This is a genomic window from Psychrobacter sp. CMS30 (genome assembly GCF_904846565.1).
GTDB lineage: Bacteria > Pseudomonadota > Gammaproteobacteria > Pseudomonadales > Moraxellaceae > Psychrobacter > Psychrobacter maritimus.
The window spans coordinates 21,089-44,912 of sequence record NZ_CAJHBF010000003.1 but is presented as its reverse complement, the minus strand read 5'-3'; the positions used below and the strand labels follow the sequence as shown (position 1 = coordinate 44,912).

General features: G+C 44.0%; 18 protein-coding genes. 4 read left to right on the top strand and 14 right to left on the bottom strand.

Annotation, left to right across the window (positions count from 1 at the left end):
• Positions 1–85 precede the first annotated feature (85 nt).
• The 13 genes from JMX94_RS02265 to JMX94_RS02205 form a co-directional block, all read right to left on the bottom strand.
• On the bottom strand, positions 86–376 hold the full coding sequence (locus JMX94_RS02265) for a MoaD/ThiS family protein (RefSeq protein ID WP_055125092.1): 291 nt from the start codon (positions 374–376) through the stop codon (positions 86–88).
• 60 nt (positions 377–436) lie between these two features.
• Complete coding sequence (gene moaC, locus JMX94_RS02260) at positions 437–982, bottom strand: cyclic pyranopterin monophosphate synthase MoaC (protein WP_201562844.1); 546 nt, start codon at positions 980–982, stop codon at positions 437–439.
• A gap of 71 nt (positions 983–1,053) precedes the next feature.
• Positions 1,054–1,839 carry a molybdenum cofactor guanylyltransferase gene (locus JMX94_RS02255; protein WP_201562842.1) on the bottom strand — a complete coding sequence of 262 codons (786 nt, stop codon included), beginning with the start codon at positions 1,837–1,839 and terminating at the stop codon, positions 1,054–1,056.
• A gap of 3 nt (positions 1,840–1,842) precedes the next feature.
• The gene (gene moaB / locus JMX94_RS02250) at positions 1,843–2,373 is read right to left on the bottom strand and encodes a molybdenum cofactor biosynthesis protein B (RefSeq protein ID WP_087814488.1); all 531 of its coding nucleotides are present in this window, start codon (positions 2,371–2,373) and stop codon (positions 1,843–1,845) included.
• A 57-nt stretch (positions 2,374–2,430) separates the two neighbouring features.
• The gene (gene moaA, locus JMX94_RS02245) at positions 2,431–3,531 is read right to left on the bottom strand and encodes a GTP 3',8-cyclase MoaA (protein ID WP_201562840.1); all 1,101 of its coding nucleotides are present in this window, start codon (positions 3,529–3,531) and stop codon (positions 2,431–2,433) included.
• A gap of 334 nt (positions 3,532–3,865) precedes the next feature.
• Positions 3,866–5,161 (bottom strand): gephyrin-like molybdotransferase Glp, encoded by a 1,296-nt coding sequence (gene glp, locus JMX94_RS02240; RefSeq protein ID WP_201562838.1) that lies wholly within the window; start codon positions 5,159–5,161, stop codon positions 3,866–3,868.
• A gap of 144 nt (positions 5,162–5,305) precedes the next feature.
• The gene (locus tag JMX94_RS02235) at positions 5,306–6,316 is read right to left on the bottom strand and encodes a peptidylprolyl isomerase (RefSeq protein WP_201562836.1); all 1,011 of its coding nucleotides are present in this window, start codon (positions 6,314–6,316) and stop codon (positions 5,306–5,308) included.
• A gap of 258 nt (positions 6,317–6,574) precedes the next feature.
• Positions 6,575–7,756: a globin domain-containing protein gene (locus tag JMX94_RS02230; protein WP_201562834.1), complete on the bottom strand. Its 1,182-nt coding sequence runs from the start codon at positions 7,754–7,756 to the stop codon at positions 6,575–6,577.
• A 245-nt stretch (positions 7,757–8,001) separates the two neighbouring features.
• Positions 8,002–8,727: a respiratory nitrate reductase subunit gamma gene (gene narI, locus JMX94_RS02225; RefSeq protein ID WP_201562832.1), complete on the bottom strand. Its 726-nt coding sequence runs from the start codon at positions 8,725–8,727 to the stop codon at positions 8,002–8,004.
• A gap of 14 nt (positions 8,728–8,741) precedes the next feature.
• Entirely contained in the window at positions 8,742–9,551 is an 810-nt protein-coding gene (narJ, locus tag JMX94_RS02220; protein WP_227673485.1) for a nitrate reductase molybdenum cofactor assembly chaperone, read from the bottom strand.
• 58 nt (positions 9,552–9,609) lie between these two features.
• Positions 9,610–11,148, bottom strand: a complete 1,539-nt coding sequence (gene narH, locus JMX94_RS02215) for a nitrate reductase subunit beta (protein WP_144297179.1) — start codon at positions 11,146–11,148, stop codon at positions 9,610–9,612.
• A 122-nt stretch (positions 11,149–11,270) separates the two neighbouring features.
• Positions 11,271–15,029, bottom strand: coding sequence for a nitrate reductase subunit alpha (locus tag JMX94_RS02210; protein ID WP_201562828.1), 3,759 nt, complete (start codon positions 15,027–15,029; stop codon positions 11,271–11,273).
• Between the two features lie 407 nt (positions 15,030–15,436).
• Entirely contained in the window at positions 15,437–16,816 is a 1,380-nt protein-coding gene (locus tag JMX94_RS02205; protein ID WP_201562826.1) for a NarK family nitrate/nitrite MFS transporter, read from the bottom strand.
• Between the two features lie 503 nt (positions 16,817–17,319).
• On the opposite strand from JMX94_RS02205, the gene JMX94_RS02200 reads away from it, so the two are divergent.
• On the top strand, positions 17,320–19,383 hold the full coding sequence (locus JMX94_RS02200; protein ID WP_227673474.1) for a histidine kinase: 2,064 nt from the start codon (positions 17,320–17,322) through the stop codon (positions 19,381–19,383).
• Positions 19,384–19,578: 195 nt separating this feature from the next.
• Positions 19,579–20,238: a two-component system response regulator NarL gene (gene narL / locus JMX94_RS02195; RefSeq protein ID WP_201562822.1), complete on the top strand. Its 660-nt coding sequence runs from the start codon at positions 19,579–19,581 to the stop codon at positions 20,236–20,238.
• Positions 20,239–20,344: 106 nt separating this feature from the next.
• Here narL and JMX94_RS02190 read toward each other — a convergent pair whose 3' ends face one another.
• Positions 20,345–21,823, bottom strand: a complete 1,479-nt coding sequence (locus JMX94_RS02190) for an MFS transporter (RefSeq protein WP_201562820.1) — start codon at positions 21,821–21,823, stop codon at positions 20,345–20,347.
• A gap of 296 nt (positions 21,824–22,119) precedes the next feature.
• Between JMX94_RS02190 and JMX94_RS02185 the strand changes: the two genes are divergently transcribed.
• A complete protein-coding gene (locus tag JMX94_RS02185; RefSeq protein ID WP_201562818.1) occupies positions 22,120–22,569 on the top strand; it encodes a DUF1971 domain-containing protein in 450 nt (149 codons plus the stop codon).
• A 141-nt stretch (positions 22,570–22,710) separates the two neighbouring features.
• Positions 22,711–23,628, top strand: a complete 918-nt coding sequence (locus JMX94_RS02180) for a CoA ester lyase (protein ID WP_201562816.1) — start codon at positions 22,711–22,713, stop codon at positions 23,626–23,628.
• Positions 23,629–23,824: the final 196 nt, after the last annotated feature.

Here is a 23,824-nt window from a genome sequence, read left to right as displayed (position 1 = left end):
AAGCATCGCGAAAAGTAACGCTGCTTATAAAAAGTAGATTTATAAAGGAAGATAAAGGAATAGGTTAATAAAAAGCTATTTTAAATTAACCACCAGCCACTGGCGTGATAAAAACCACGCTATCGCCGTCATAAATCTCATCCGTCCACTTGGCAAAATAATCATTTACCGCCACACGTAGCTCCGACTGCGGGCGACTAAAGCGATGCTTTTGGCGCAGCTGCTCATATAGCTCTGTTAGTGAAGTCGACTGTGGCACCTTGATTTTTTCTTCATGGCAATTGGCTTCATCGGCTAAGCTGGCAAAATATAAGACGTTAATATTCATCAAGGCATCTATCTCTGAATTTGTATTGCTTTCTACTAAAGTGCTCATAGAAATCTCCATTATTTATTCATTACTAAGCTTTTTGTAGATGGTATTCATAAAGCCAATTTAAGCATGCTGATAATCGGACTTACCGCCGGTTTTTTTCATGAGATGAATATTATCAATCACAATGTCATGCGAGATGGCTTTGGTCATATCATAAATGGTTAAGCAGGCGACGCTAACAGCGGTTAATGCTTCCATTTCTACCCCAGTTTTATGAGTAACTTTAACCGTGGCGGTCACGGCAATGCTATGGTTTGCATCATCGTATGCAAAGCTTAAGCTGATTTTATCTAAGGGCAGAGGATGGCAAAGTGGAATCAGGTCATGGGTGCGTTTGGCAGCCATAATGCCAGCGATATGAGCAGTTTGGGTGATGCTGCCTTTTTTGGTCATACCGTCCGCGGCTTTGATTTGCGTATAAATGTCTGCAGGAAAAACCACTTGTCCGCTTGCATGTGCTTCTCTGGTGCTCGCCGTTTTACCACTCACATCAACCATGGTGATATCACCGTCGCTGTCTAGATGAGATAAGCCAGATTGGTTGCTTGGTTGCTTGCTTGGCTGCTTGCTTGCTTGATTACTGTTTTTTTGACTGTCGCTATTCATTTTTTATTTCTCTTAAATGGCAGATTTTTCTTAAAGTTGCTTTCTTTAACTAAACCTTTAAATAAAACTTTTTATAAGTTGTTTAAGGCTAAACAAGCACGGGCAAAATCTTTAGGCGTATTGAAATTGGTTAAATTCTGCCACTTTTTCACGAAAGCTACAGGCTGCACAATCGGCTTAATAAACTTCATTACTTGCCGCTGCTCATCGTCAATATAACGCTTTAAATCAGGCTCCATATCCAAGCGGTATAGACCTAACAATGGATATAAATGACTGTCATCGGTCAGGCAAATGACAGATTTACCGTCAGCTTGCGTGATATAAGGTTGCAGTTTTTGCCATAAATCGGTGATAGGAATCAAGCTATCGCAGCTAATGACTAGCAGCCAAGATTGCTGCCAGCTTGCGTCTTTTGTTAATTGGTTTGAACTTACCAAACGCTTTAATGATTGCAGTGCTGATTCAATCGCTACCAACGCGCCGCCGGTTTCAATCGATTTGTCATCTTTATTAGAAAGATTTTTGCCAGATATATTTTTGCTAGAAAGAGCGTTAGCAGATAGATAATCCCTAATACGAAAGATTGGCGACTGCGCTTCTTTCTTAGGCAAATCTGCATTAACGCTAAAACCACGTCCGTTATCGGCAATCATAATAGGCATATAGCTCATCATCGCGGCACTTAATTCAAGCGCCTGTCTGACATGATAATCAAGCAAACGCTCACCTGTTGGTAAGATAAGCTCAGCTTTTGGCGACCCCATACGCTTGGAGGCGCCGCCCGCCAAAATAACGATACCTGCTAAATGATTGAATCCATCTGCTTTGGTTAAGCTATCTGCAACTTCAAGCATGAATTAATCGTGACCTGGATTGGTGCGCATAAAGTGCGGGACAAAATTACAAGGACGCGTGCGGCTATCGAGCTGCTCTTGTAAGATACCTTCCCAAGCAGTGCGGCAAGCACCTGATGAACCGGGTAGGCAAAAAATACCCGTACCATTTGCCATGCCAGCCACGGCGCGAGATTGAATGGTAGACATACCGATATCATCTTTTGAGATTAAGCGGAACATCTCACCAAAGCCATCGACTGATTTATCAAATAATACGCCAACTGCCTCTGGCATACTGTCGCGGATATAAAAACCGGTACCGCCCGTGGTGATGATAGCGTGCACGTTTGGGTCGGCAATCCAGTTACTGATGACGGCTCTAATTTTATAAATATCATCAATAATCAGCTGGCGATCGGCAAGTTGGTGCCCTGCTGCGGTCAGTTGGTCAACCAAATATTGCCCTGAGGTATCTTCTGCAATAGTACGACTGTCAGAAACCGTTAAAATAGCGATATTAAGCGGGGTAAAGGGGGCTTGCAGCTTACTCATGGATATTCCTTAATAAATACGCTTGCTGTGAAAATAAAAGTTTTTATTATTAATAAATTAACCACCAATCATCGACAAGTTATTCATCATGCCGCTGTTTGATTCGTGAAGATGATGATGCTCAGGTTTAATCGGCATAAAGCTATGCAGGGTATTAACCAGCCCTGCCACATCGTCTTGTTCGAGATACTGACGAATATCGTAGTTACCTTGGTCGAATAGACACAGATGCACCTTGCCTTGACTACTTACCCGCAAACGATTGCAGCTATCACAAAAATGGGCAGCATAAGGAGCAATTAGTCCGATACGCCCTTGATAATCTGGATGGCTATATTCTATCGCTGGACCGTCGTTGCTACCACGTATATGGGTTTGCCAGCCGTGTTTGCTTAAATAATTGGTGATGATATCGGACTGTGCATGCTGGGCAAAAAACAAATCGCTGTTGTCACTGGTCTGCATAAATTCAATAAAGCGATAAGTAACCGCTCTATCTTTGACATAGTCGATGGCATTCATCAGATTTTCAAAGGCGGTTTCAGCCATTAAAATACTGTTAATCTTTAGCTTAATATCTGTGGTTGCCAGTAAGGTATCCATATCAGCCAAGAGCTGCGGCAACATATCAAAGCCAGTCATCTTATGGAAGGTCGCGGCATCAAAGCTGTCCATACTGATATTCAGCTGATTCAGTCCAGCGGCTTGCCAGCTAGCTAAGTGCTTACCAAGCTTATAACCATTACTGGTCATGGCAACCGTTTCAATACCTTCGGTGTTTTTGATGGTTTTAATAATGTCTACCACGTCACGGCGTATAGAGGGTTCACCGCCAGTAATCCTGACTTTTTTAGTACCGACTTGGGCAAAGCCGCGGATTAAAGTAGCAATTTCGCTGACACTGAGCTCGTTTTGTGGTGGTTTGCCTTGATAGCCATCTGGCAGGCAATACTCACAGCGGAAATTACAGAAATCAGTAATCGATAGACGCAAATAGGTGAGACGTCGTGCGAAACCATCGGTTAATGGTTGAGAGAGCGTGGCCGGAGAATACGTCGACGTGATAGCAGTTTTCGATGAGTCAGCATCAAAAATAGCGGGTGCAGCGGCAGGCGAATACAATTGCGCATTACCTACGGTAGGGGCAAGATGGTTCATAGATGATTACCATTAATATTAAGTATAGTGTGTACTTTTAGGCGTTGCCTCAGGTTGTGAGTGGGAAAATCCATTTAAATACGATTATGACAGCTTGCTAGCAAATAACCATTCACCATAAGTGAGCTGAAAACTACCACCAAAGTAGTAGATGCTCATTGGTTATGATTTTTAAAATCAAGATACGCCCTAAGCAGTTTCTCATGATTCATGGCTAATCAACAGTATAAAGAATGATTAACTGTGTAACTCGTTATACCATTAATTAGCCATGCAACTTTTTAACTATACCGTTATTAATGATTCAATTGTTTAGCGGTTGTTTAGCTATTATTCAGCTATGCAACCAAGGGAAGGGTTGTACGGTTACTGTTTCGCCAGCAGCTATATTGCCAGAATCTTGTGCCAAGACAATAAAGCAATTGGCGTGGCTAAGCTGTTTGATACGGTGCGATTGTTGCTTGCTAAAGCTTTCAACTTCAAACTCGCCCGCTGCATTCTGCGACACAACTCCCCTTTGAAAATCTATCCGTCCTGCTGATTTTTTAATATCGTTTTTAAGCGTTGCGGTTAGGCTTAACTGCATGGGGCGCTCTTGTGGCGCAGCGCCTGCCATCTGCCATAAGGCTGGAATGACAAATTGTAAGCTACCAACGACGGTCGATAGCGGATTGCCGGGTAAGCCAAAATATAATACTGGCTTGGCAAGGTTTTGCGTCAGCTCGCCAAACACAAACGGTTTACCGGGTTTCATGGCGACTTTATAATGGTTAATTTGCCCTAGCTGCTCAATGACGGTGGTTAAAAAGTCATAGTCGCCAACCGATACGCCAGCCGTAGAGACAAGGGCGTCGCACTCTTGCATCGCTTGGGTTACGGCAGTGGTGGTTTTATCTAAATCATCAGCAATGATGCCATAATCACGAATAGTGATAGGCAAATCAGCGAGTAAGCTTTTCAAAGTAGGGGTGTTGGAGTTATAGATTTGCGCCAAACTTGTCAGCTCATTGCCAATTGCAACCAGTTCATCACCCGTTGCCAGTACCCCAACGATTAAAGGCTGATATACTTTTACTTTATCAAAACCTAAATTAGCCAGTAGGCTAATATCAGCAGGATTTAAGCGCTTACCTGTTAATAAGACCGCTTCGCCAGTTTCAATCTCTTCGCCTTGCTTGCGGATATTGTCATCAGGTTTAGCGTCTTGACTGAGGGTAATGGCATAAGGCTGTGATTTATCAATGCTGTCTTTTATGGCGGCAAAGTTGGTGTTTTCTTGCATAATGACCGTATCACAGCTATCAGGAACGACCGCACCAGTAAAAATGCGCACCCCTTGTCCTGCTGTGCTGTCACCATTATAAGGGCTGCCCGCTTGTGATTCACCGACGATATCAATTGTGCCGTCTGCTGAGAGTACGCTGTCTTTAGCAATCGCATAACCATCCATCGCCGATAGGTTTTGCCTTGGTATCGCAAAGGGCGAGACGATATCTTCTGCCAATATATGATTACGGCTGTCTAATAAATCGTAACTTGCGACGTCTCTTTTATGTAGCGGATAGTCGTTAGTATTATAAGTTTCTATGCGCTGCTGTATTTCAGAGATTAGCTCTGCAACCGTAATCATAAACGTCTACTCATTTTATTAATATTGAACTGTGTTATTGATATTGAACGACACATAGCATAAGAGGTGGCTTATATCTTAAGAACCTTTATACCATAACAGCTATTTTATAACATAAGAATTAAGTGACCGACAGCAGATTGCTTAGCCGCGGAAGATATTCTCTTGCTCAAGCGTCATCTCGATACCTTCGATATCCGCCTCATTCGCTAAGGTAAACAAATAATCGCATAATGCTTGGTGAAAAGCCTGCTGGCTCAGCTTATTGTGGATAGCAGGGCTAACTTGCTCATAAGTCATCTGAATACCAGATTCTTTATTGAGCACCTCAACGATGTGAAAACCGTAACGGCTCTCGATAGGGCTTGGGGCAAGTCCTTTATCTAGCTTAAATAACGTGCTTTCAAATTCTGGTACGGTTTGTCCTTTGCTAATAACCCCCAATTCGCCGCCTTGCTCTTTTGAAGGGCAAGCCGAATGCTGGCGTGCCAATTGGATAAACTCGGCATCAGGATTGGCGTTATTTTTGATTTGTTCGATAAACTCGTACGCGGTCTTTTTAAGCTTTAAGCGCTCATCGCCATCTTCAGGCGGGCATGCCAATAAAACATGGCGTACAGTCATGATAGGATCGGTCTTAAAGTCCGTAATATTCTGGCTATAATAGCGCTCACAGGTTGCCATATCTGGCATCGTTGCTTGAACGTTTTTGTCTATTAAAGTAGAAATCGCTTGCTCTTCATCGTTTTCCCATGCCGTCTCACCAAGACTTGGCTCATCTAACACAGCCAGTCTGAGTAATTCACGCACCACCAGTGCTTGCGTCGCTAAAAATACCGCATCTTCTTTGTTCTCCGCTGGATGATATTGCAGCTCTTGGGCGATATTGGTTCTATCTATCATCACCCCATTGACCGTCACTGAAGGCAGCTCATCACGGCTAGAGGCAATCAGGTTCTTATGATTGCTGCGTTCTTCCGCCATCGCTTTTTCGATAAATTCTTGGTCAGAATGTGGTTTTTGCAAGTCGGATAGGGTTGGCATGACTCGCAGAATATCATCCCCATTACCAGTTGCTATATGATTGGCAGCAGTAGAGGCATGAGCGTTTTGGTTGCTGGTATGATCGGCTGGATTGTAGGTACTAACAGTCATGGCTTTTGCTCCATTAAGGGTTCTGATAAAAGGGTTTTAATAATAGCTACTGATGATAAATATCGTTAAATACGATTAAAGTTTTACGTCAAAAATTAAATAAAAAAATAGAGCCGTCTTTAAATTATTCACGCACTGATGAAGCGTTTAAAGGCGGCTCTATGGCTGTTGCTAATTGACTTTATATTATCTTTAACCAAGTATTGAGAGCATTTTCTATCTTACTCAATGCTTAAATACTTAGTTAGACTGATAATATTAAGCCAACTCTAGGCTCATCTTCGGACCAAAGGGTTCGTAATGAACGCTATCAACGCCATGGTCGAGGGTCATTAAACCGTCGATGATGCTTTCCATAAACATCATAGAACCACAAACATAAATATCGGCAGGCTTCGGTAAATTGGCAAGCCACGCTTCGTCTAGAATTTGTCCAGACTCAAAGTAGAAGATATGCTTTTCTACATTCTCAGCGGCGGCAAGCAACTCATTAACCTTGCTGTCAAAGGCATGATGTTCCTTATTCTGACAAGCATAAACCCAAATAATAGGGCGTAGTGGATTGGCCGCTACTTGCGCCTCTAACATCGATAAAATTGGCGTGACGCCAACACCGGCACTGACGAGTACCAATGGGATTTCGTTTTGTTGTACTAGCTCTTGGTTAAGCTCAAAATCACCGGCAGGGGCAGATAGTAAAATCGTATCGCCAACGTCTAAGTGGTCATGTAAGTAGTTCGACACTAAGCCATTATGCTCATTGCGGTTGTCGCGTCTGACGGCAAACTGAATGCCTTTATCGCTATTCGCTGAATATAAAGAATAATGACGGAGGGCAATATGCTTACTGTCTTTTGGGTCAGTTTTAACCGTGATGTATTGACCAGCAGACAATTTGAGTTTGCTTAAATCAATATCAGCATTTACAGGAACGACAGTAAAGGCAGCAATGTCAGTCGCGGCTTCTGCTTTTTCGGTAATTTTAAACGGCGCAAAACCTGACCACATTTCTTGCTCGTACATGCCGTGTTCGATTTGGATGAATACTGAAGCGATTTCATCATAGGCTTCTGTCCAAGCATTGATGATGTCATCGTTCGCCGCGTCACCCAGTACTTCTTTAATCGCACCCAATAAATGATGACCAACAATCGGGTAGTGCTCTGGCAAAATTTGCAAAGCGCGATGCTTATGGCTGATTTGGGTAACTTGCGGCAATAATGTCGCCAATTTTTCCAAATGCTTGGCTGCGGCCAAAACAGTCATGGCAAGTGCGGTTTGCTGACGACCTAGTTTTTGGTTGGTCTCGTTAAAAATATCCAGTAGTTCAGGATGTTCGTTAAACATATTTTTATAAAATACGGTAGTAATCGCGGTTCCATGTTCTTCGAGTACAGGAACGGTTGCTTTCACGATTTCTAGGGTTTTTGGTGACGCCATGGTGGATCCTTTAGTGATATTTCACATTGATAAGTTTTGGGATTGAAGTTCAAATTATGAATCTGACAACTGTCATTAAGAAAACCATCATTAAACTGTTAAAAAAGCGCTGGGATTAAGCATTTAACCGTCTAATAATTGAGTGGTTTCTATAAGATTCATTAAAAATGAATCTTATAGTATCGTAACTTCATCCAAACATCAATGCTGTATCGCTATTGTGGCTATTTCTATTGGCAACGTTTCTATTGTGAACGTTTCTCTCTGACAATCTGATAACGGCGACCGAAATACCAGATTGGCGCGCTGATAATATGGATAAGCCGTGTAAATGGGAATATCGCAATCAGGGTGATGCCAAGCGCCATATGCAGCTGATAAATAAGGTCAGTTTGCTCAATACGTGCTGCTGCCTGCCAAGGTCTTAAAACGGTGATATCCTGTGCCCAGCCTGCCAGATTCATCATGGTGTAGCCATCTAAATGCTTTACTGAGGTAAAGATGGACAGCAGCCCTAAATTCAGCTGAATGAATAACAGCACCAGTACCAATTTGTCCGAGAACGATGAGGTGTTTGAGATGCGGTCATCGGTAAAGCGTCGCCACATCAACATGACTAAGCCAAACCAACAAAACACCCCCGCGATACCACCGACGACCACTGCTAAAATCTGCTTATGACCCGCGCTGATAAAACGGTCATAAAGAAAATGCGGCGTCAACATCCCAAATAAATGCCCGAGCAATACCACGATAATACCGACGTGGAAGAGGTTGCTGGCAAGGCGCATGTTTTTGGTTCTGAGCATCTGGGTCGAACCTGCCTTCCATGAATACTGAGATAAATCAAAACGCACCCAAGTACCGATGATAGCGATGGTTAATGCCACGTACGGATAAACGCCAAAAAGGAAAATTTGCAGCCAATTTAGGTTGGCTAAAGACTGTACACTAGGATCTGCGATATTCATGTCCTTTCTCCTTATTAGGGTTTAACCGGTTGGTTGGTTTTAAAGTCTACCCAGTGCACAGGGGCATCGACCGCATGAGCAGCAGCGGCGTTTTTTATCCCCGCTTTTGCCGCAAGGTTTTGGGTACTCGTCTGTGACGGGCAGCGCTCTTCTTGTTGCGCATCCAAAAACGTCACCACTTCTTCTTCCCATTCTTTATCTAACGCTTCAAAGCTGTCATCGCGCTTTTCTTTGCTGATTTTTTCTTGATACTCTTCAACAATCTCAAGCGGTTTACCCGCGATTTGCAATAGCGCATTAAAGCAGCCTTTATACAGGCTACCGCGATCCTCTAATCTGGCAGCAAGCAAAGCGATGATATGGCTAACGTCAGCGATATCCATACGAATTTGAATATCGTCTTCGATAATGGTCGCTTGATAGGCTAAAAACTCGAGATATAAAGGCAGATAATCAGGCAGCTCTTTGACACTAATCTCAAAGCCAGCCTCTTGATACTGACCCATCAAATCGACCATTGCTTGACCACGGTCGCGCGATTCGCCATGTACATGCTCAAACAACCACAATGATAAAGAACGACCGCGCTCAAACAGACCGTCATAACGCGCTTGCGCCTCAAGAGAGCCGGTATCGATTAAATCTTCAATCAAGTCGATAATTTGCGTGCGTACTTCTGGGCTAATCAGCGTTGATTTGGCGACAATCTCGGTGCAATCGGCAAGCGTATCGCCTAAAAACAGCTCATTACTTGGATAGTCGATAAGTAAGCTTAAGACCTTGAGTAGCTTCAAATCCGAGTTACCGATAGTTGGTGACTCCATCGATGAAGTAATAGGTTCATGCACCGAAGTATTATTATTAAATTGAGTAGTTTGCATCTTATGACTCCCACTTTTGGACAGTATCGATGAAATCGCGGCGATTGGCTTTACGTTGGCCAAACATACTGTTGTCAGAATGTCCTGAACAGCCCTCGCCAAAGGTAAAGCCGCAACCATTACGCTCAGCAAAGGCATCACTTAAGGCTTCTTCACGATGGGCGGTTGGAATCACAAAGCGGTCTTCGTAATTGGCAATAGCTAAGTAGCGATACATCTCTTCAACTTGCAGCTTGGTCAAACCAACATCATCCAAAATACTTTGGACTTCTTGCTTTTCGACCAGTTGCATACGCTTGTAGCTACGCATCGCAAGTAGACGCTTTAATGCCAAACGCACTGGTTCTTCATCACCTGCAGTAAGCATATTGGCAAGATAGCGCAGTGGAATACGTAAGCTATCGACGTCTGGAATGAGGCCATCCATACCGACTTTACCCGCTTCAGCAGCGTTTTGAATCGGTGATAACGGCGGCACATACCACACCATAGGCAGCGTGCGGTACTCAGGGTGTAGCGGTAGCGCAAGTTTCCAATCCATCGCCAGCTTATAAACTGGTGAGCGCTGCGCTGAATCAATCACCGATTGCGGGACGCCGTCTTTTAATGCTTGGGCGATAACGGCAGGGTCATTAGGGTCTAAGAATACGTCCAACTGCGCTTGATAAAGGTCTTGCTCGTTAGGGGTGCTTGCCGCTTCGGCGATTTTGTCTGCGTCATAAAGCAAGACGCCTAGATAGCGGATACGACCAACACAGGTTTCTGAACAAACCGTTGGCAAGCCTGCTTCAATACGCGGATAACAGAAAATACATTTTTCAGATTTACCCGATTTCCAGTTGTAATAAATTTTCTTATAAGGGCAGCCTGAGATACACATGCGCCAACCGCGACATTTTTCTTGGTCAATCAAGACGATGCCATCTTCTTCACGCTTATAAATCGCGCCACTTGGGCATGAAGCGACGCACGTAGGGTTCAAGCAATGCTCGCACAGACGCGGCAAATACATCATAAAGGTGTTTTCGTATTCGCCATAAATCTCCGCTTGAATGTTGTCGAAGTTCTTATCTTTGCGACGTTTTTCAAACTCGGAACCTAAGATTTCTTCCCAGTTAGGACCCCATTCAATCTTTTGCATACGTTTGCCGGTGATGGCTGAGCGCGGGCGAGCAATAGGCTGATGGTTGCTGATAGGGGCGGTATGTAGATGCTGATAATCGAAATCAAACGGCTCGTAATAATCATCAATCTCTGGCAAGTCAGGGTTGGCAAAGATATTGGCCAATACTCTGAATTTACCACCGATGCGCGGATTGATGGTGCCGTTGGCATTACGTATCCAGCCGCCTTTCCATTTGGTTTGGTTTTCCCACTCTTTGGGGTAGCCGATACCGGGTTTTGACTCAACGTTGTTAAACCACGCATATTCCATACCTTCACGGCTGGTCCAGACGTTTTTACAGGTGACTGAGCAGGTGTGACAACCGATACATTTATCAAGGTTAAGCACCATGCCGACTTGCGAACGAATTTTCATGGATCTGTGCTCCAAATATTAGTAGAAAAAGCAGCCTTTATTCTTCAATCATGTCGTTTCAAAAGATGTCGTCTTAAAAAAATGTCTTTTAAAACGACGGATTTTCAATAGAAGAAAACGCTTTAATCCTCAATGGTGGTTGGTAATGGGCGTGGTAATTCGTTATCGGGTTTGTCCTCGAGCCAGTCGATTTTTGACATTTTACGAATCACGACAAACTCATCACGGTTACAACCAACGGTGCCATAATAGTTAAAGCCATAAGACTGCTGGGCATAGCTACCAATCATGTGGGTCGGCTTCAAAATCGTCCGAGTGACCGAGTTATGAATACCGCCGCGCGTGCCTGTTTGCTCAGAACCGGGAATATTGACCAGTTTTTCTTGGGCGTGATACATCATGGTCATGCCTTCTTTGACCCGCTGGCTGACGATGGCACGAGCGGTGATAGCCCCATTGGCATTGAACAGCTCAATCCAATCGTTATCGACGATGCCAGCTTTTTGGGCATCGACTTCCGACATCCAAACACAAGGGCCGCCACGGCTTAGGGTTAGCATGAGCAAGTTTTCAGAGTAGGTACTGTGGATACCCCACTTTTGGTGCGGTGTTAAAAAGTTCAGTACAATCTCTTTATTACCATTTGGCTTAGCGTCTTTGAGTAGCTCAGTGGTCTTAGTATCAATCGGTGGACGATACTGCTGCATTTGCTCGCCAAACGCCTGCATCCAAGGATGGTCTTGATAAAACTGCTGGCGACCAGTAATCGTGCGCCAAGGAATTAGCTCATGGACGTTGGTATAACCGGCGTTATAACTGACTTCATCTGACTCAATACCTGACCACGTTGGGCTTGAGATAATTTTTCGTGGTTGGGCGACGATATCTTTAAAGCGGATTTTTTCATGTTCGCTAGATTTGGCAAGGTGAGTATGGTCGCGACCGGTGAACTCAGAGAGTGCAGCCCAGCCTTTTACCGCCACATGACCATTGGTTTCAGGCGCGAGCATCAAAATCATCTCAGAAGCGTTAATAGCCGTATTAAGACGCGGTCTGCCTTCAGAGATACCCGTTTCAGTCACACGGTGATTTAAATCGCCAAGCTGTTTGACCTCGGTTTTCATATCCCAATTCAGACCTTTTGAGCCATTGCCTAATTTTTCTAGGGCAGGGCCAAGCGAGGTAAATTTGGCATAAGTATTCGGATAGTCACGCTCAATCACTTTAATCATCGGGCAGTTTTTACCCGGTACAGGTTTTTCGCCAGCGGTTTTCCAGTCAGTGCCACCAAATGGCTGTGCAAGCTCGCCCGGCGTGTCATGTTGCATCGGCAAAGTGACGACGTCGGTTTCAACGCCTAAGTGACCTTTTGAGACTTCAGAGAAGCTCTTGGCAATGCCTTTATAAATTTCCCAATCGGTTTTAGATTCCCATGCAGGGTCAGTCGCTGCGGTTAATGGGTGAATAAAGGGATGCATGTCCGAGGTATTCATGTCATCTTTTTCGTACCACGTTGCTGTTGGTAGTACGATGTCAGAATACAAGCAAGTAGATGACATACGGAAGTCTAGGGTGACAACCAAATCTAATTTGCCAGTAGGGCCTTTTTCTACCCAATCGACTTCTTTTGGTTGCAGGTGACCCTCTGCATTTTCCTTATTGAGCAAGCCGTTTTTGGTGCCCAAGAAATAATGCAGCATATATTCATGGCCTTTACCTGATGAGCCCAATAAGTTTGAGCGCCAGATAAACATATTGCGCGGGAAGTTGTCAGGATTATCAGGGGATTCACAAGCAAAGCGTAAGCTGCCGTCTTGTAGAGAATCGACCACATATTCTTCCACATCTTTACCGCAATCGGCAGCTTTGGCGGCGATGGTCAGTGGGTTACGATTGAGTTGCGGTGCTGAAGGCAACCAGCCTGCGCGCTCTGCTTGAATGTTGTAATCAAGCATATGCTCAGGGAAAAACTTTTTATCAACGAGAGGCGAGAGGATTTCATGGGCAGAGATGGTCTCATGACGCCACTGTGAGCTGTGATTGTAAAAGAAGCTCGTGCCGTTCATATGACGTGGCGGACGATGCCAATCAAGCGCAAATGCCAATGGCAACCAGCCGGTTTGAGGGCGTAGTTTTTCTTGACCAACATAATGCGCCCAGCCGCCGCCAGATTTACCGATACAGCCACACAGCATCAGCATGTTAATCACGCCGCGATAGTTCATATCGAGGTGATACCAGTGGTTCATACCCGCGCCGATGATAATCATCGATTTACCATGAGTCTTATGGGCGTTTTCAGCGAATTCACGTGCGACTTGAATGACGCGCTCACGGCTCAGACCGGTGATGACTTCTTGCCAAGCAGGCGTGCCCGGTACGGTCGCATCGTTATAATCGTCGGTGACGTGCTCGCCGCCAACGCCATTATCAACCCCAAGGTTGGCAACGGTTAAATCAAATACAGTGGCTACGATAGCGGTGCTGCCATCGGCTAAAGTAATGGTTTTACAGGGGACGGTTTTTTGCTGTATCGCTTCGCCTGGTACTGAGGTGAAATGCGGATGATCCACATGACCAAAGTAATCAAAGCCGACTTTGCAGGTTTCATTACTGTCTTTTAAAGTCAGCGTTAGGTCAATATCTGCGCCTGTGGTGCCATTTTTTTGCTCAAGATTCCATTTGCCTTTTTCGCCCCAACGGTAGCCGATAGAGCCAAGCGGAGAAACCAGCTCGCCATCACTATTTAGACCGATGGTTTTCCATTCTGGGTTGTTTTCTTGACCTAAATTATCGATTAAGTCAGAAGCACGCAGATAGCGACCAGCATGGCGTGCGCCTTCTTCACCTTCTAGCATCACTAGCACAGGTAAGTCGGTATAACGCTTGGCGTAATCTAAGAAATAGTCACTAGGCTGCTTAAGATAAAATTCTTTGATAATGACATGACAAAATGCCTGCGCGACTGCCGCATCAGTACCCTGTTTTGGGTTTAGCCATAAGTCAGTTAATTTAGAAACCTCAGCATAGTCAGGTGTGATAGAGACGGTCTTAGTGCCTTTATAACGTACTTCGGTAAAAAAATGCGCATCAGGTGTACGCGTTTGCGGAACGTTTGAGCCCCACGCAATAATATAGTCAGAGTTATACCAATCGGCTGATTCTGGCACGTCAGTTTGCTCGCCCCAAACCATCGGCGATGCTGGCGGCAGATCACAATACCAGTCATAAAACGATAAGCAAACGCCGCCAATTAATGATAAATAACGACTACCAGCAGCATAACTGACCATCGACATGGCAGGAATTGGAGAGAAACCGACGATACGGTCAGGACCAAAGGTTTTGGCGGTATACACATTACTGGCAGCGATGATTTCATTGACTTCCGCCCATGTAGAGCGGATAAAGCCACCCAAACCGCGCTTAGATTTGTACTGTTCTGCTTTGATAGGGTCTTGGACAATACTGCCCCACGCATCGACTGGATCAGGATACTGCGCTTTGGCTTCACGCCATAACTTTAGTAGCGGTTTACGCACTTTAGGGTATTTCACACGGTTCGCTGAATACATATACCAGCTGTAGCTTGCGCCACGAGGACAGCCGCGCGGTTCGTGGTTTGGTAAGTCAGGACGGGTTTCTGGATAGTCGGTTTGCTGCGTCTCCCACGTCACCAAGCCGTTTTTGACGTAGATTTTCCACGAGCAAGAACCGGTACAGTTGACGCCATGCGTTGAGCGCACAACTTTGTCATACTGCCAACGGCTACGATACACATTTTCCCAATCACGAGACTCATCGCGTGTCTCGCCATGCCCATCTGAGAATTCGCCCTGTTTACGTTTAAAAAAACGGAATTGGTCGAGTAAATGGCTCATTTCGCTATCCTCTGTTTTATTGCCTAAGATGTATCTAAAGCTGAGTGCAGAATGCTTCTATCTTGATAGTGCTTGATATCGGTATGCAGCTAAGCCGTAAATATTATTTCGATAGCGTCATTTTAAGTAAGCCGTCACCCTCTTACTATCAGCTAACATGAGCAGGTCACTACCACCTTAGTAGTAGCGGCAAGTTATCAAATTTGCTTAAAAAAACTGTTAAGTGTCTAATTATTGAGCGTCTAATCGTTAAACATCCATAAGCCATGCTTATTTAGCAGCTAAAAATTACTTAGCAAAAATTTAAAACAAAAAAAAGTGCTACTCACATCAGCAAGTAGCACTTCATAGGGTAGGTTATTGCTCATTCAAAAGATGGTTGTTAAAGGGTTGTTATAAAAGGCGCTTTAACAAGGAATCTCAGCATTAGCACGGCTGTAATACCACCAAGTCAATACGATACAGAGAATGTAAAAGACAATTAAGGCGATAAAGGTGCCATCAATACCCAGTCCTGAACCGAACATTTTTGGCACAAAGAACGCGCCATAAGCGGCGATTGCTGAGGTGAATCCAACCACCGCCGCTGACTCTTTACGTATTTCAATAAATAGCGGCTCTGTCCCTGCTTTCTCAGGCTCAAGGCGTTCGTGAAAGGTTCTAAAAATAACTGGAATCATGGTAAAGGTAGAGCCGTTACCGATACCCGTGGTAATAAACAACACCATAAAGGAGATAAAGTAGCCGACAAAGCTGCCCTCATTGGTCTCGCTAGGTAGGAAGTACATCACCGCCAATACTGCCAATACCATCACGATATAGTTCCAAAAAGTGACTTTTGCGCCGCTGGTTTTATCAGATATCCAGCCACCTAGTGGACGAAATAGCGCGCCAACCAAGGGACCTAAAAAGGCAAATTTAAGCGCATCAATGGCAGGAAATGAGTTTTTAATCAGCATCGGGAATGCGGCGGAAAAACCAATAAAGGAGCCAAAGGTTGCCATATAAAGAATACACATAATCCAGTTATGTTTGCGTTTAAAGATAACCGATTGGTCTTTAAACGAGGCTTTGGCGGTGGCAATGTCGTTCATGCCAAACCATGCCAATGCTGAGAACAGCAGGATAAAGGGTACCCAAATAAAGCCCGCGTTTTGTAGATAAAACAGTTTGCCGCTGGCAGAGACTTGTGGGTCGCCGCCTAAGCTACCAAAGGCCGCTACCAATATAATCATCGGGACGACGAACTGCATGACCGACACGCCCAAATTACCCAAACCAGCGTTTAGCCCAAGCGCTGTACCTTGTTCTGCTTTTGGATAAAAGAATGAGATATTGGACATAGACGAGGCAAAGTTACCACCGCCAAAGCCGCAAAGCAGCGCAATAATGGCAAATATCATAAACGGCGTATCAGGATTTTGAACCGCAAAGCCCATCCATAATGCCGGAATTAATAAAGACAAAGTCGATATCGCTGTCCAACGCCGACCACCAAAAATTGGCACCATAAAAGAATAAAAAATCCGTAGCGTCGCCCCTGATAGTCCGGGCAGCGCCGCTAACCAAAACAGCTGCCCACCATCAAAATCAAAACCAATCTCAGGTAAGCGCACGATGACCGCGCTCCATACCATCCATACCGCAAACGCCAGTAGCAAGGATGGAATGGATATCCATAAATTGCGAGTGGCGACTTTTTTGCCGCCCCCTTTCCAGAACTCATCTATCTCAGGTCGCCAGTCAGTGATGAGCTTACCACCTTTGAAGTTGTAATCATTGCCCATACTATTCCTCACTTAATATCATTTATGCTTGGTTATAATGGATAGTTTTATAACCTTCAGCCGTTATAAAACTTACCGTCTGCAGTCGCTTTGATTGTTGTTAATGACCGCTCGTATATGGGTTAGGTTGATGCGGTAGATTGATGTCTGTCACCAATGCGCCCTTGATAACAGCAAATCATCACAATCAATGGTTTTATAGAAACGATAACTCACGGTACTGCGTTATCCCGATGATGAGTATTCATACATAGTGGTATACTGATGGCTAAAAGAGGTATGTTGCGGGCAGAATGATTACTAAAAGTTTGCTCTGAATGGAATGATATGGTTTTTATTTTTTGAAAAGTGTGGAGTTTTTAACCAGAACTGGTTTGAGATTGGTTAGGCGCACTTGGCTGTTTTTAAGGCTTTTTTTAAGATGCTTTTAATACTTTTAGTAAGTTGTTAACGCTGATACTGAACGCCTCTTTTTTACTAATTTTGATGGGTAAATGCTATTCATGAAGTCTATTCAACGCCGCCAGTCTTTAACCCTGCATGCGTGGGGCGCTATTATTATCATCGCCATCTTATCCTTGATGTCAGCGTTGGGGAGTGGGGCGCTGGCTTGGGTAGCACGGTCTGATGCGGAGGCGATTAATACCGCAGGTTCGATACGCATGGCCACTTATCGCATTAGCTTTCAGATTGCGACTGGTTTTTCCGATGACCATCCTTTTAGCTCAAGTTTAAATATTAACCAAAACGGCGTCAGCGACCAAGAAAATGAGACGTCTGTTAAACAAGATAAATTAGATTTTTCTAATAAAAACACCGCCGAAAAGACAGCTATCTTGATTAAGGATATGGAAAATCGGCTGGCAGAATTGCAGGTCTATCAGCTAACGAGTGCCAATAGACATACGCTCATCAATGAGCAGCTTAATGAGATAAAAGACCAATGGTATCAAGACTTAAAGCCGACTTTATTGGTGCAGGATAAACAGGCGTTTTATGGCGTTTCTGCCAGTTATATCGAAGATGTGAACCGCTTTGTTGGTGAGCTGCAGTACCGAAACGAGCAGCGCCAGACATGGCAGCAAAACCTGCAAATCCTCTCGTTGATACTGACCATCATTATTGTACTGATTGGCATGCGCAGATTGCATCAATTGGTGCTCACGCCTATTTATCAATTGATTAAAGCCAATAACCAATTTAAAGACGGTCAGTTTAATACCAGAGTATCCATCGCAGGCTATCGAGAGTTTGAAGTGCTTGGCAATTCTTTTAATGACATGGCAAGTACGATTGAGACCTATCAGCGCTCGCTTGAGAGTGAGGTGCAAGTAAAAACCCAGCATTTGGTTAAAGCCAACCAAGTACTGTCACTATTTTATGACTTTTCAAAATCGCTGACCACCAGCCAAGTGAGCTTATATCAGCTCGATGCCTTGATTGCAGATTTCAGCAAAACCTTGCCGCATTTAGAATTTACCTTGTGCATACAGAATAAATATATCACCAGTAAAAATGCCATCGTTCTGCATGGCGAAAAAATGAAAGAGCTGTGCAAAAAGCTCAACTGTGATAACTGCGCAACTAAAAATGGCGAACATACCAAGTCTTATCCTATTGTTCATCAACAAGAAGAATTTGGCGAATTGCGCGTGCGACCTAAGTCGGCGCTAATGATGAACTACTCTTTTATTGCTGATGATGGCCTTAATGATGATGACAGTAATAAGACTGGTCATGGTATTGCGCCAGAACAGCGTATAAACATGACAGAGGCGGGGAGTGTTTTCCCATTTAGCAGTCCTGAATTGGATGCGCAAAATAACGAGCTCATCGTGGCGCTGACCAACTTAATCAGTACCGCCTTATCGCTACGTAAGCAAAAACAGCAAGAGCATCAGCTGATTTTATTTGAAGAGCGCTCGACCATTGCGAGAGAGCTGCATGACTCCTTGGCGCAGTCGTTGTCTTATCTAAAAATCCAAGTCGGCGAACTTGAAAGACACCTTAAAAACGCTGGCAGCGAGCCCGTCAAAGCACCGGTAGCGCAAAATATCGAGCAGATAAAAATGGGGCTAGGCTCCGCTTATCAGCAGTTAAGAGATTTATTGGTGACCTTTCGCTTGACCATCGATAATGATAATTTCGACGAAGCCTTGCACGATGCTGCCAGTGAGTTTGCCTTAAAAGGCGGTTTTAATATAACGGTACACAACCATATTATGACGCTTAATTTGAGCGCCACTGAGCAGATAGATTTGATTCAGATTGCTAGAGAAGCGCTGTCAAATATTAGCCGCCATGCAAAAGCACAAAACGTCGCAATTCATTTGGAATACGAGGACGGTGATAAATATATCGTCATGAGTATCATCGATGATGGCGTTGGCATATCTGGCGGTGTCGATCAAACCCAGCATCACGGCTTGATGATTATGAAAGAGCGCGCCCATAATATCGGCGGCGAACTTATCGTGACTGATAACGAGCCACGCGGCACTATCGTTACGGTCAGATTTGAGCCCAATTTCTTTGATGAAGAAAGTAATAAAGATGCTTATTTATAGCCTAGTAAAATCGTGGTTTTAAGCGATTGAATGGTCTTTTATGAAGTTGTTGATTGGCATTTTTTTGGCGGATTTTTCTAACCAGTTTCATTTTTAAATATGATTTCCGCTAAGCAGTTTTTAAGCACTGTAATACTGAATTATTAAATTTAAATCATTAAATTCTTGTACCATTTTTTTATTTGTGAGTATGTTATGAGCACCAAAGTTTATACCAGCACCTCGCCCGCTCGCCTATTATTGGTCGATGACCATCCGATGCTACGCCGCGGCATATCCGAGTTATTAAGTCTTGAAGACGATGTCAAAGTCGTTGGCGAAACCAGTAATGGTCAAGAGGCATTAGCCTTTTTAGAAAATAATGACGTCGATTTGGTGATACTTGACCACAAAATGCCGGTGCTCACCGGTATCGAAACCTTGAGAGAAATCAAAGCCAGAAATATCAATACCAAGACCGTCCTGTTCACCGTTTCTGATAGCGGTGAAGACGTACAAGAGGCGTTAAAATTGGGCGTCGATGGTTATCTGCTAAAAGATATGGAGCCTGAGCTGATTATTATTGATATCAGAAAAATACTCCGCGGTGAGTTGGTCATCAGTCCCAATCTAGCCTCGATACTTGCCCAAACGTTGCGCACTCCAAGCATTCAAGATATCGCCAGTAATCTGACCAGTAGAGAGCTACAAGTTATTCAGATGATTGCTGAAGGGATGAGTAATAAGATGATTGCCAATAATTTGGATATTGCCGAATCAACGGTAAAGGTACACGTCAAGCATATCCTCAATAAAACTGGTCTGCGGACACGGGTAGAAGCGGCGGTATGGACGGTTAACCATTTATCTAAGTAGCTTTTTTATAAGCAAGATAAAAATATCTATCGCCTTTATCTAAAACTAAAAACCCACTTAACTTTTGCTAAGTGGGTTTTTTTTGGTCAAAAGGTATTATGAATAACTAGCCTTGTTCTGCCGCAATCTGCCGATCAACGGATGACATTTTATATTCATCACCAAAGGCGTCTTCTGGTTCTGCCAACCAAAAATAACAGACAACCCATGCAATCAGCGCGCCAACTGCAATGATATAAAAGAATTGATTGGGCTCTACAAAGGTATAAATAAATAAGTAGAATACCGCGCCAACGTTACCATAAGCACCTGCCATGCCTGATATTTGACCGGTCAAACGACGTTTAATTGAAGGAATAATCCCAAAGGTCGCGCCTTCTGCCCCTTGTACAAACACCGAGCATAGAATGGTAAAGACCACGGCGATAAATAGCGGCCATTCGGCATTAAGCATACCCATCAGCGCAAAACCAATACCAATACCGAACATATAAATCAGCATCACCAAACGACGATTACCGACTTTATCAGAGATATAACCGCCAAGTGGCCGCGCCCATAAATTGACAAAGGCAAAGGTAGAGGCAATCAAACCAGCCGCAGTCGGATCAAGTTTCCAAGTCGCAGCAAAGAACATAGGTAACATAGAAACCACCGCTAGCTCTGCGCCAAAGTTAGCAAAATAGCTGACATTCAGCGCCGCCACCGATTTAAACGGGTATTTATCATCTTCTGGAATACCAGCTTTAAGCATAGGTACATTGACGCTGATGGCTTTATAAATCTGATAAATGACCATCAATACAATCACGCTATAAGCAATGATAGCGCCCGTGGCACTTAAAAATCCCATCGCTTGGGTGCGATAAACCAGCAATCCCAATACACCGTATAAAGGAACGATAAATAAGCAATATAACCACAAGTCTTTCCAAGTCGACACTTCTAACGCGCCAGCTTTACGGGATTTTTTATGCGTACCGACTTCCGGTCCATCGGTGATTAAAAACCAATAAGCCACGCCGTATAGCGCCATTAATAGACCAGATAGTGCAATTGCCCAGCGCCAGCCATCATCGCCGCCAAAGAATTGTAAAGCGACAGTAGGTATGGTAATCGCCGCTGCTGCTGAACCAAAATTTCCCCAGCCAGCATAAAAGCCTTCGGCAAAGCCAATGTCTTTTGGTTTAAACCATAACGCCGTCATATGAATACCGACGACGAAGCCTGCACCGACGATAGACATAAATAAGCGCGAGACGAATAGTTGCATGGCAGAGTCGCCAAACGCGAAAAACCACGTCGGTATCGCCATCACCACCATTAAGATAGAAAACACGCGCCGCGGACCAAAGCGGTCTAATGCCATGCCAACGATGACGCGCCCCGGAATCGTCAACGCCACGTTGGCAATTAAAAATAATTTGATGTGATCAGGGGTTAAATAGCTTTCCGTCTGTAGCATCGAGGTTGCCAGCGGCGCCATATTAAACCAGACATAAAAGGTGAGAAAAAAAGCAATCCACGTATAGTGAAGCGCCCTTATCTCACGGCGTTCAACCTCGAGTAATTCTTTTGCATGCATGATAATGTCCCCATTATAAATTCTGATGCCGGTAATGGGCACAAGATAGCAATAAAGGGGGCGTCATAACTATTGAGCGAAAGCAGTATAGGGTCTACTTTCTATACTACTTAATGGGGAGTAGGCAGGCATTTTCGGGCGTTATATTTTTATTAATAATCAAACTCCTACAAGGCTGGTAAAGCCTTTTAAAAAGTGCTATTTTATATTAATGATAATTATTCTCAATTGAATATTAACCTTTAAGGCAGATTGAGATAAAAATCTACAGCAAGCAAACTAGCCAAGGAGTTATCATGAGTGCCACTAACCATACTGATACCAATATCACGAACACCAACAATACCACTAGCACCACCAATCCCAATCCCGTCATTCCAAGTCATTGGAAAATAAAACGTTCAACCCATTTCTTCACCAAAGATAAAGTGCCTAACGCCTTGTTAACCCATCACAATACGGCGGAAGGCGTCTACGGACAAATTTGTGTCATGCAAGGGACGGTGACCTTTTATGGCTTTGCTGATGAAGCGGCCACTGAGCCAGAAAAAACAGTGGCTATTAACGCTGGACAGTTTGCGGTCAGTCCGCCTCAATATTGGCACCGCGTAGAATTAAGTGACGATGCCCAGTTTAATATCAACTTTTGGACAGAAGGTGATAGCGGTAATAAATCACTGTTTAATAGCTCTAAAATCCATAGTAAACCTATCGAGAAGTTATTTGATAAACCACAGGAGTCATAACTCTATAGGTAATTATCCTATACAGTGATTGTGCTATGACAAGCGCTTTTGTCATGGCACAATCATGCTAAATGTTGCTAAGATGACTATTTACCTATTCATCTATTTATTTACCTACCTACCTATCTATGGGAACTAAGCATGTCAGCTTTTAGCAATCAGCCTGTCAATAAAAACACGAGCAGCGATACCCATACTGAATCGCAAAATTACCGAGCTGTTATTAAATCGCTTGCTGATACCAAGACGTGGTTATTTGTTCCGGCAACGCGAATAGATCGGGTAGCAAAAGCTTTTGCTAGTGGGGCAGATGCGGTGATTGTTGATTTAGAAGATGCGGTGGCGCAAGTAGATAAAGCCCAAGCTCGCGCGGCGGTAAAAGAATATTATGATGCTGAGCATGACGCTAAAAGCTATCGTCCGATTTGGCTACGTATTAATCAAGCGAGCAGTGCAGAATTTGTTAAAGATTTAGCGTTATGTCAGCAGCTGCCTAAGCTAGCAGGTGTATTACTGGCAAAAGCTGAGCAGCCAGCGGATATCGAAAGGGTGTATCAAGAAGCGGGGCTGCCCGTGATTGCGTTGATAGAAAATGCCATGGGCTTATACCGTATTGAGGAGATGGCAAAAGCTTCAGGGCTGCTTGCATTTAGCTATGGCTTTTTAGATTTATGCAATGATTTACAAGTGCAAGTGGGCACAGCATCAGCGGATATTATTGCCAATCAAATTCGTTATCAGCTTATCCTGACCTCAAAAGTCCACCAATTGCTCGCGCCGATTGACAGTGTGTATGCAGATTTTAATGATAATAAAGGGCTGCATCATCGTGTGCAGCTATGGTCGCAGATGGGCATGTCCGGCATGCTTTGTATCCATCCTAAGCAAGTTGACGTCGTCAAGCAGTCACTGCAACCAACGGTTAGTGAGCTTGAATTTGCGCAGCGCGTGGTCACAGAATATGAGCGCAGTGGGCAGGCAGTCTTTAAAGTTGACGGTAATATGGTTGATGCGCCGGTGATTGAGCGTAGTTATCAGGTGTTATCAAACGCTAAATAATTAGCACGATATTGGTTTTAGAGTAATTTAACCACGTACCAGATAGTTCAATGCTATCTGGTTTTTTTATGCCTATTCATTATGCACAATCCATTAACTGGCTTTGATATTCGCCCCAATGTTTTGGAAGTTTATAGCGAGGTTAATGGGTTGTTTTATAAAGAATGAGCGGTACAGTTTATTATGATTATAAGAA

Excerpts from the sequence above, each read along its gene's own strand:
- JMX94_RS02235 (WP_201562836.1), bottom strand. The coding sequence starts at position 6,316 with ATGACTGTTAGTACCTACAATCCAGCCGATCATACCAGCAACCAAAAC.
- narI (WP_201562832.1), bottom strand. The coding sequence starts at position 8,727 with ATGAATATCGCAGATCCTAGTGTACAGTCTTTAGCCAACCTAAATTGG.
- JMX94_RS02180 (WP_201562816.1), top strand. The coding sequence starts at position 22,711 with ATGTCAGCTTTTAGCAATCAGCCTGTCAATAAAAACACGAGCAGCGAT.
- narJ (WP_227673485.1), bottom strand. The coding sequence starts at position 9,551 with ATGGAGTCACCAACTATCGGTAACTCGGATTTGAAGCTACTCAAGGTC.
- JMX94_RS02265 (WP_055125092.1), bottom strand. The coding sequence starts at position 376 with ATGAGCACTTTAGTAGAAAGCAATACAAATTCAGAGATAGATGCCTTG.
- narH (WP_144297179.1), bottom strand. The coding sequence starts at position 11,148 with ATGAAAATTCGTTCGCAAGTCGGCATGGTGCTTAACCTTGATAAATGT.
- JMX94_RS02190 (WP_201562820.1), bottom strand. The coding sequence starts at position 21,823 with ATGCATGCAAAAGAATTACTCGAGGTTGAACGCCGTGAGATAAGGGCG.
- JMX94_RS02185 (WP_201562818.1), top strand. The coding sequence starts at position 22,120 with ATGAGTGCCACTAACCATACTGATACCAATATCACGAACACCAACAAT.
- narL (WP_201562822.1), top strand. The coding sequence starts at position 19,579 with ATGAGCACCAAAGTTTATACCAGCACCTCGCCCGCTCGCCTATTATTG.
- JMX94_RS02200 (WP_227673474.1), top strand. The coding sequence starts at position 17,320 with ATGAAGTCTATTCAACGCCGCCAGTCTTTAACCCTGCATGCGTGGGGC.
- JMX94_RS02205 (WP_201562826.1), bottom strand. The coding sequence starts at position 16,816 with ATGGGCAATGATTACAACTTCAAAGGTGGTAAGCTCATCACTGACTGG.
- JMX94_RS02230 (WP_201562834.1), bottom strand. The coding sequence starts at position 7,756 with ATGGCGTCACCAAAAACCCTAGAAATCGTGAAAGCAACCGTTCCTGTA.
- moaA (WP_201562840.1), bottom strand. The coding sequence starts at position 3,531 with ATGAACCATCTTGCCCCTACCGTAGGTAATGCGCAATTGTATTCGCCT.
- JMX94_RS02210 (WP_201562828.1), bottom strand. The coding sequence starts at position 15,029 with ATGAGCCATTTACTCGACCAATTCCGTTTTTTTAAACGTAAACAGGGC.
- JMX94_RS02255 (WP_201562842.1), bottom strand. The coding sequence starts at position 1,839 with ATGCTTGAAGTTGCAGATAGCTTAACCAAAGCAGATGGATTCAATCAT.
- moaC (WP_201562844.1), bottom strand. The coding sequence starts at position 982 with ATGAATAGCGACAGTCAAAAAAACAGTAATCAAGCAAGCAAGCAGCCA.
- glp (WP_201562838.1), bottom strand. The coding sequence starts at position 5,161 with ATGATTACGGTTGCAGAGCTAATCTCTGAAATACAGCAGCGCATAGAA.
- moaB (WP_087814488.1), bottom strand. The coding sequence starts at position 2,373 with ATGAGTAAGCTGCAAGCCCCCTTTACCCCGCTTAATATCGCTATTTTA.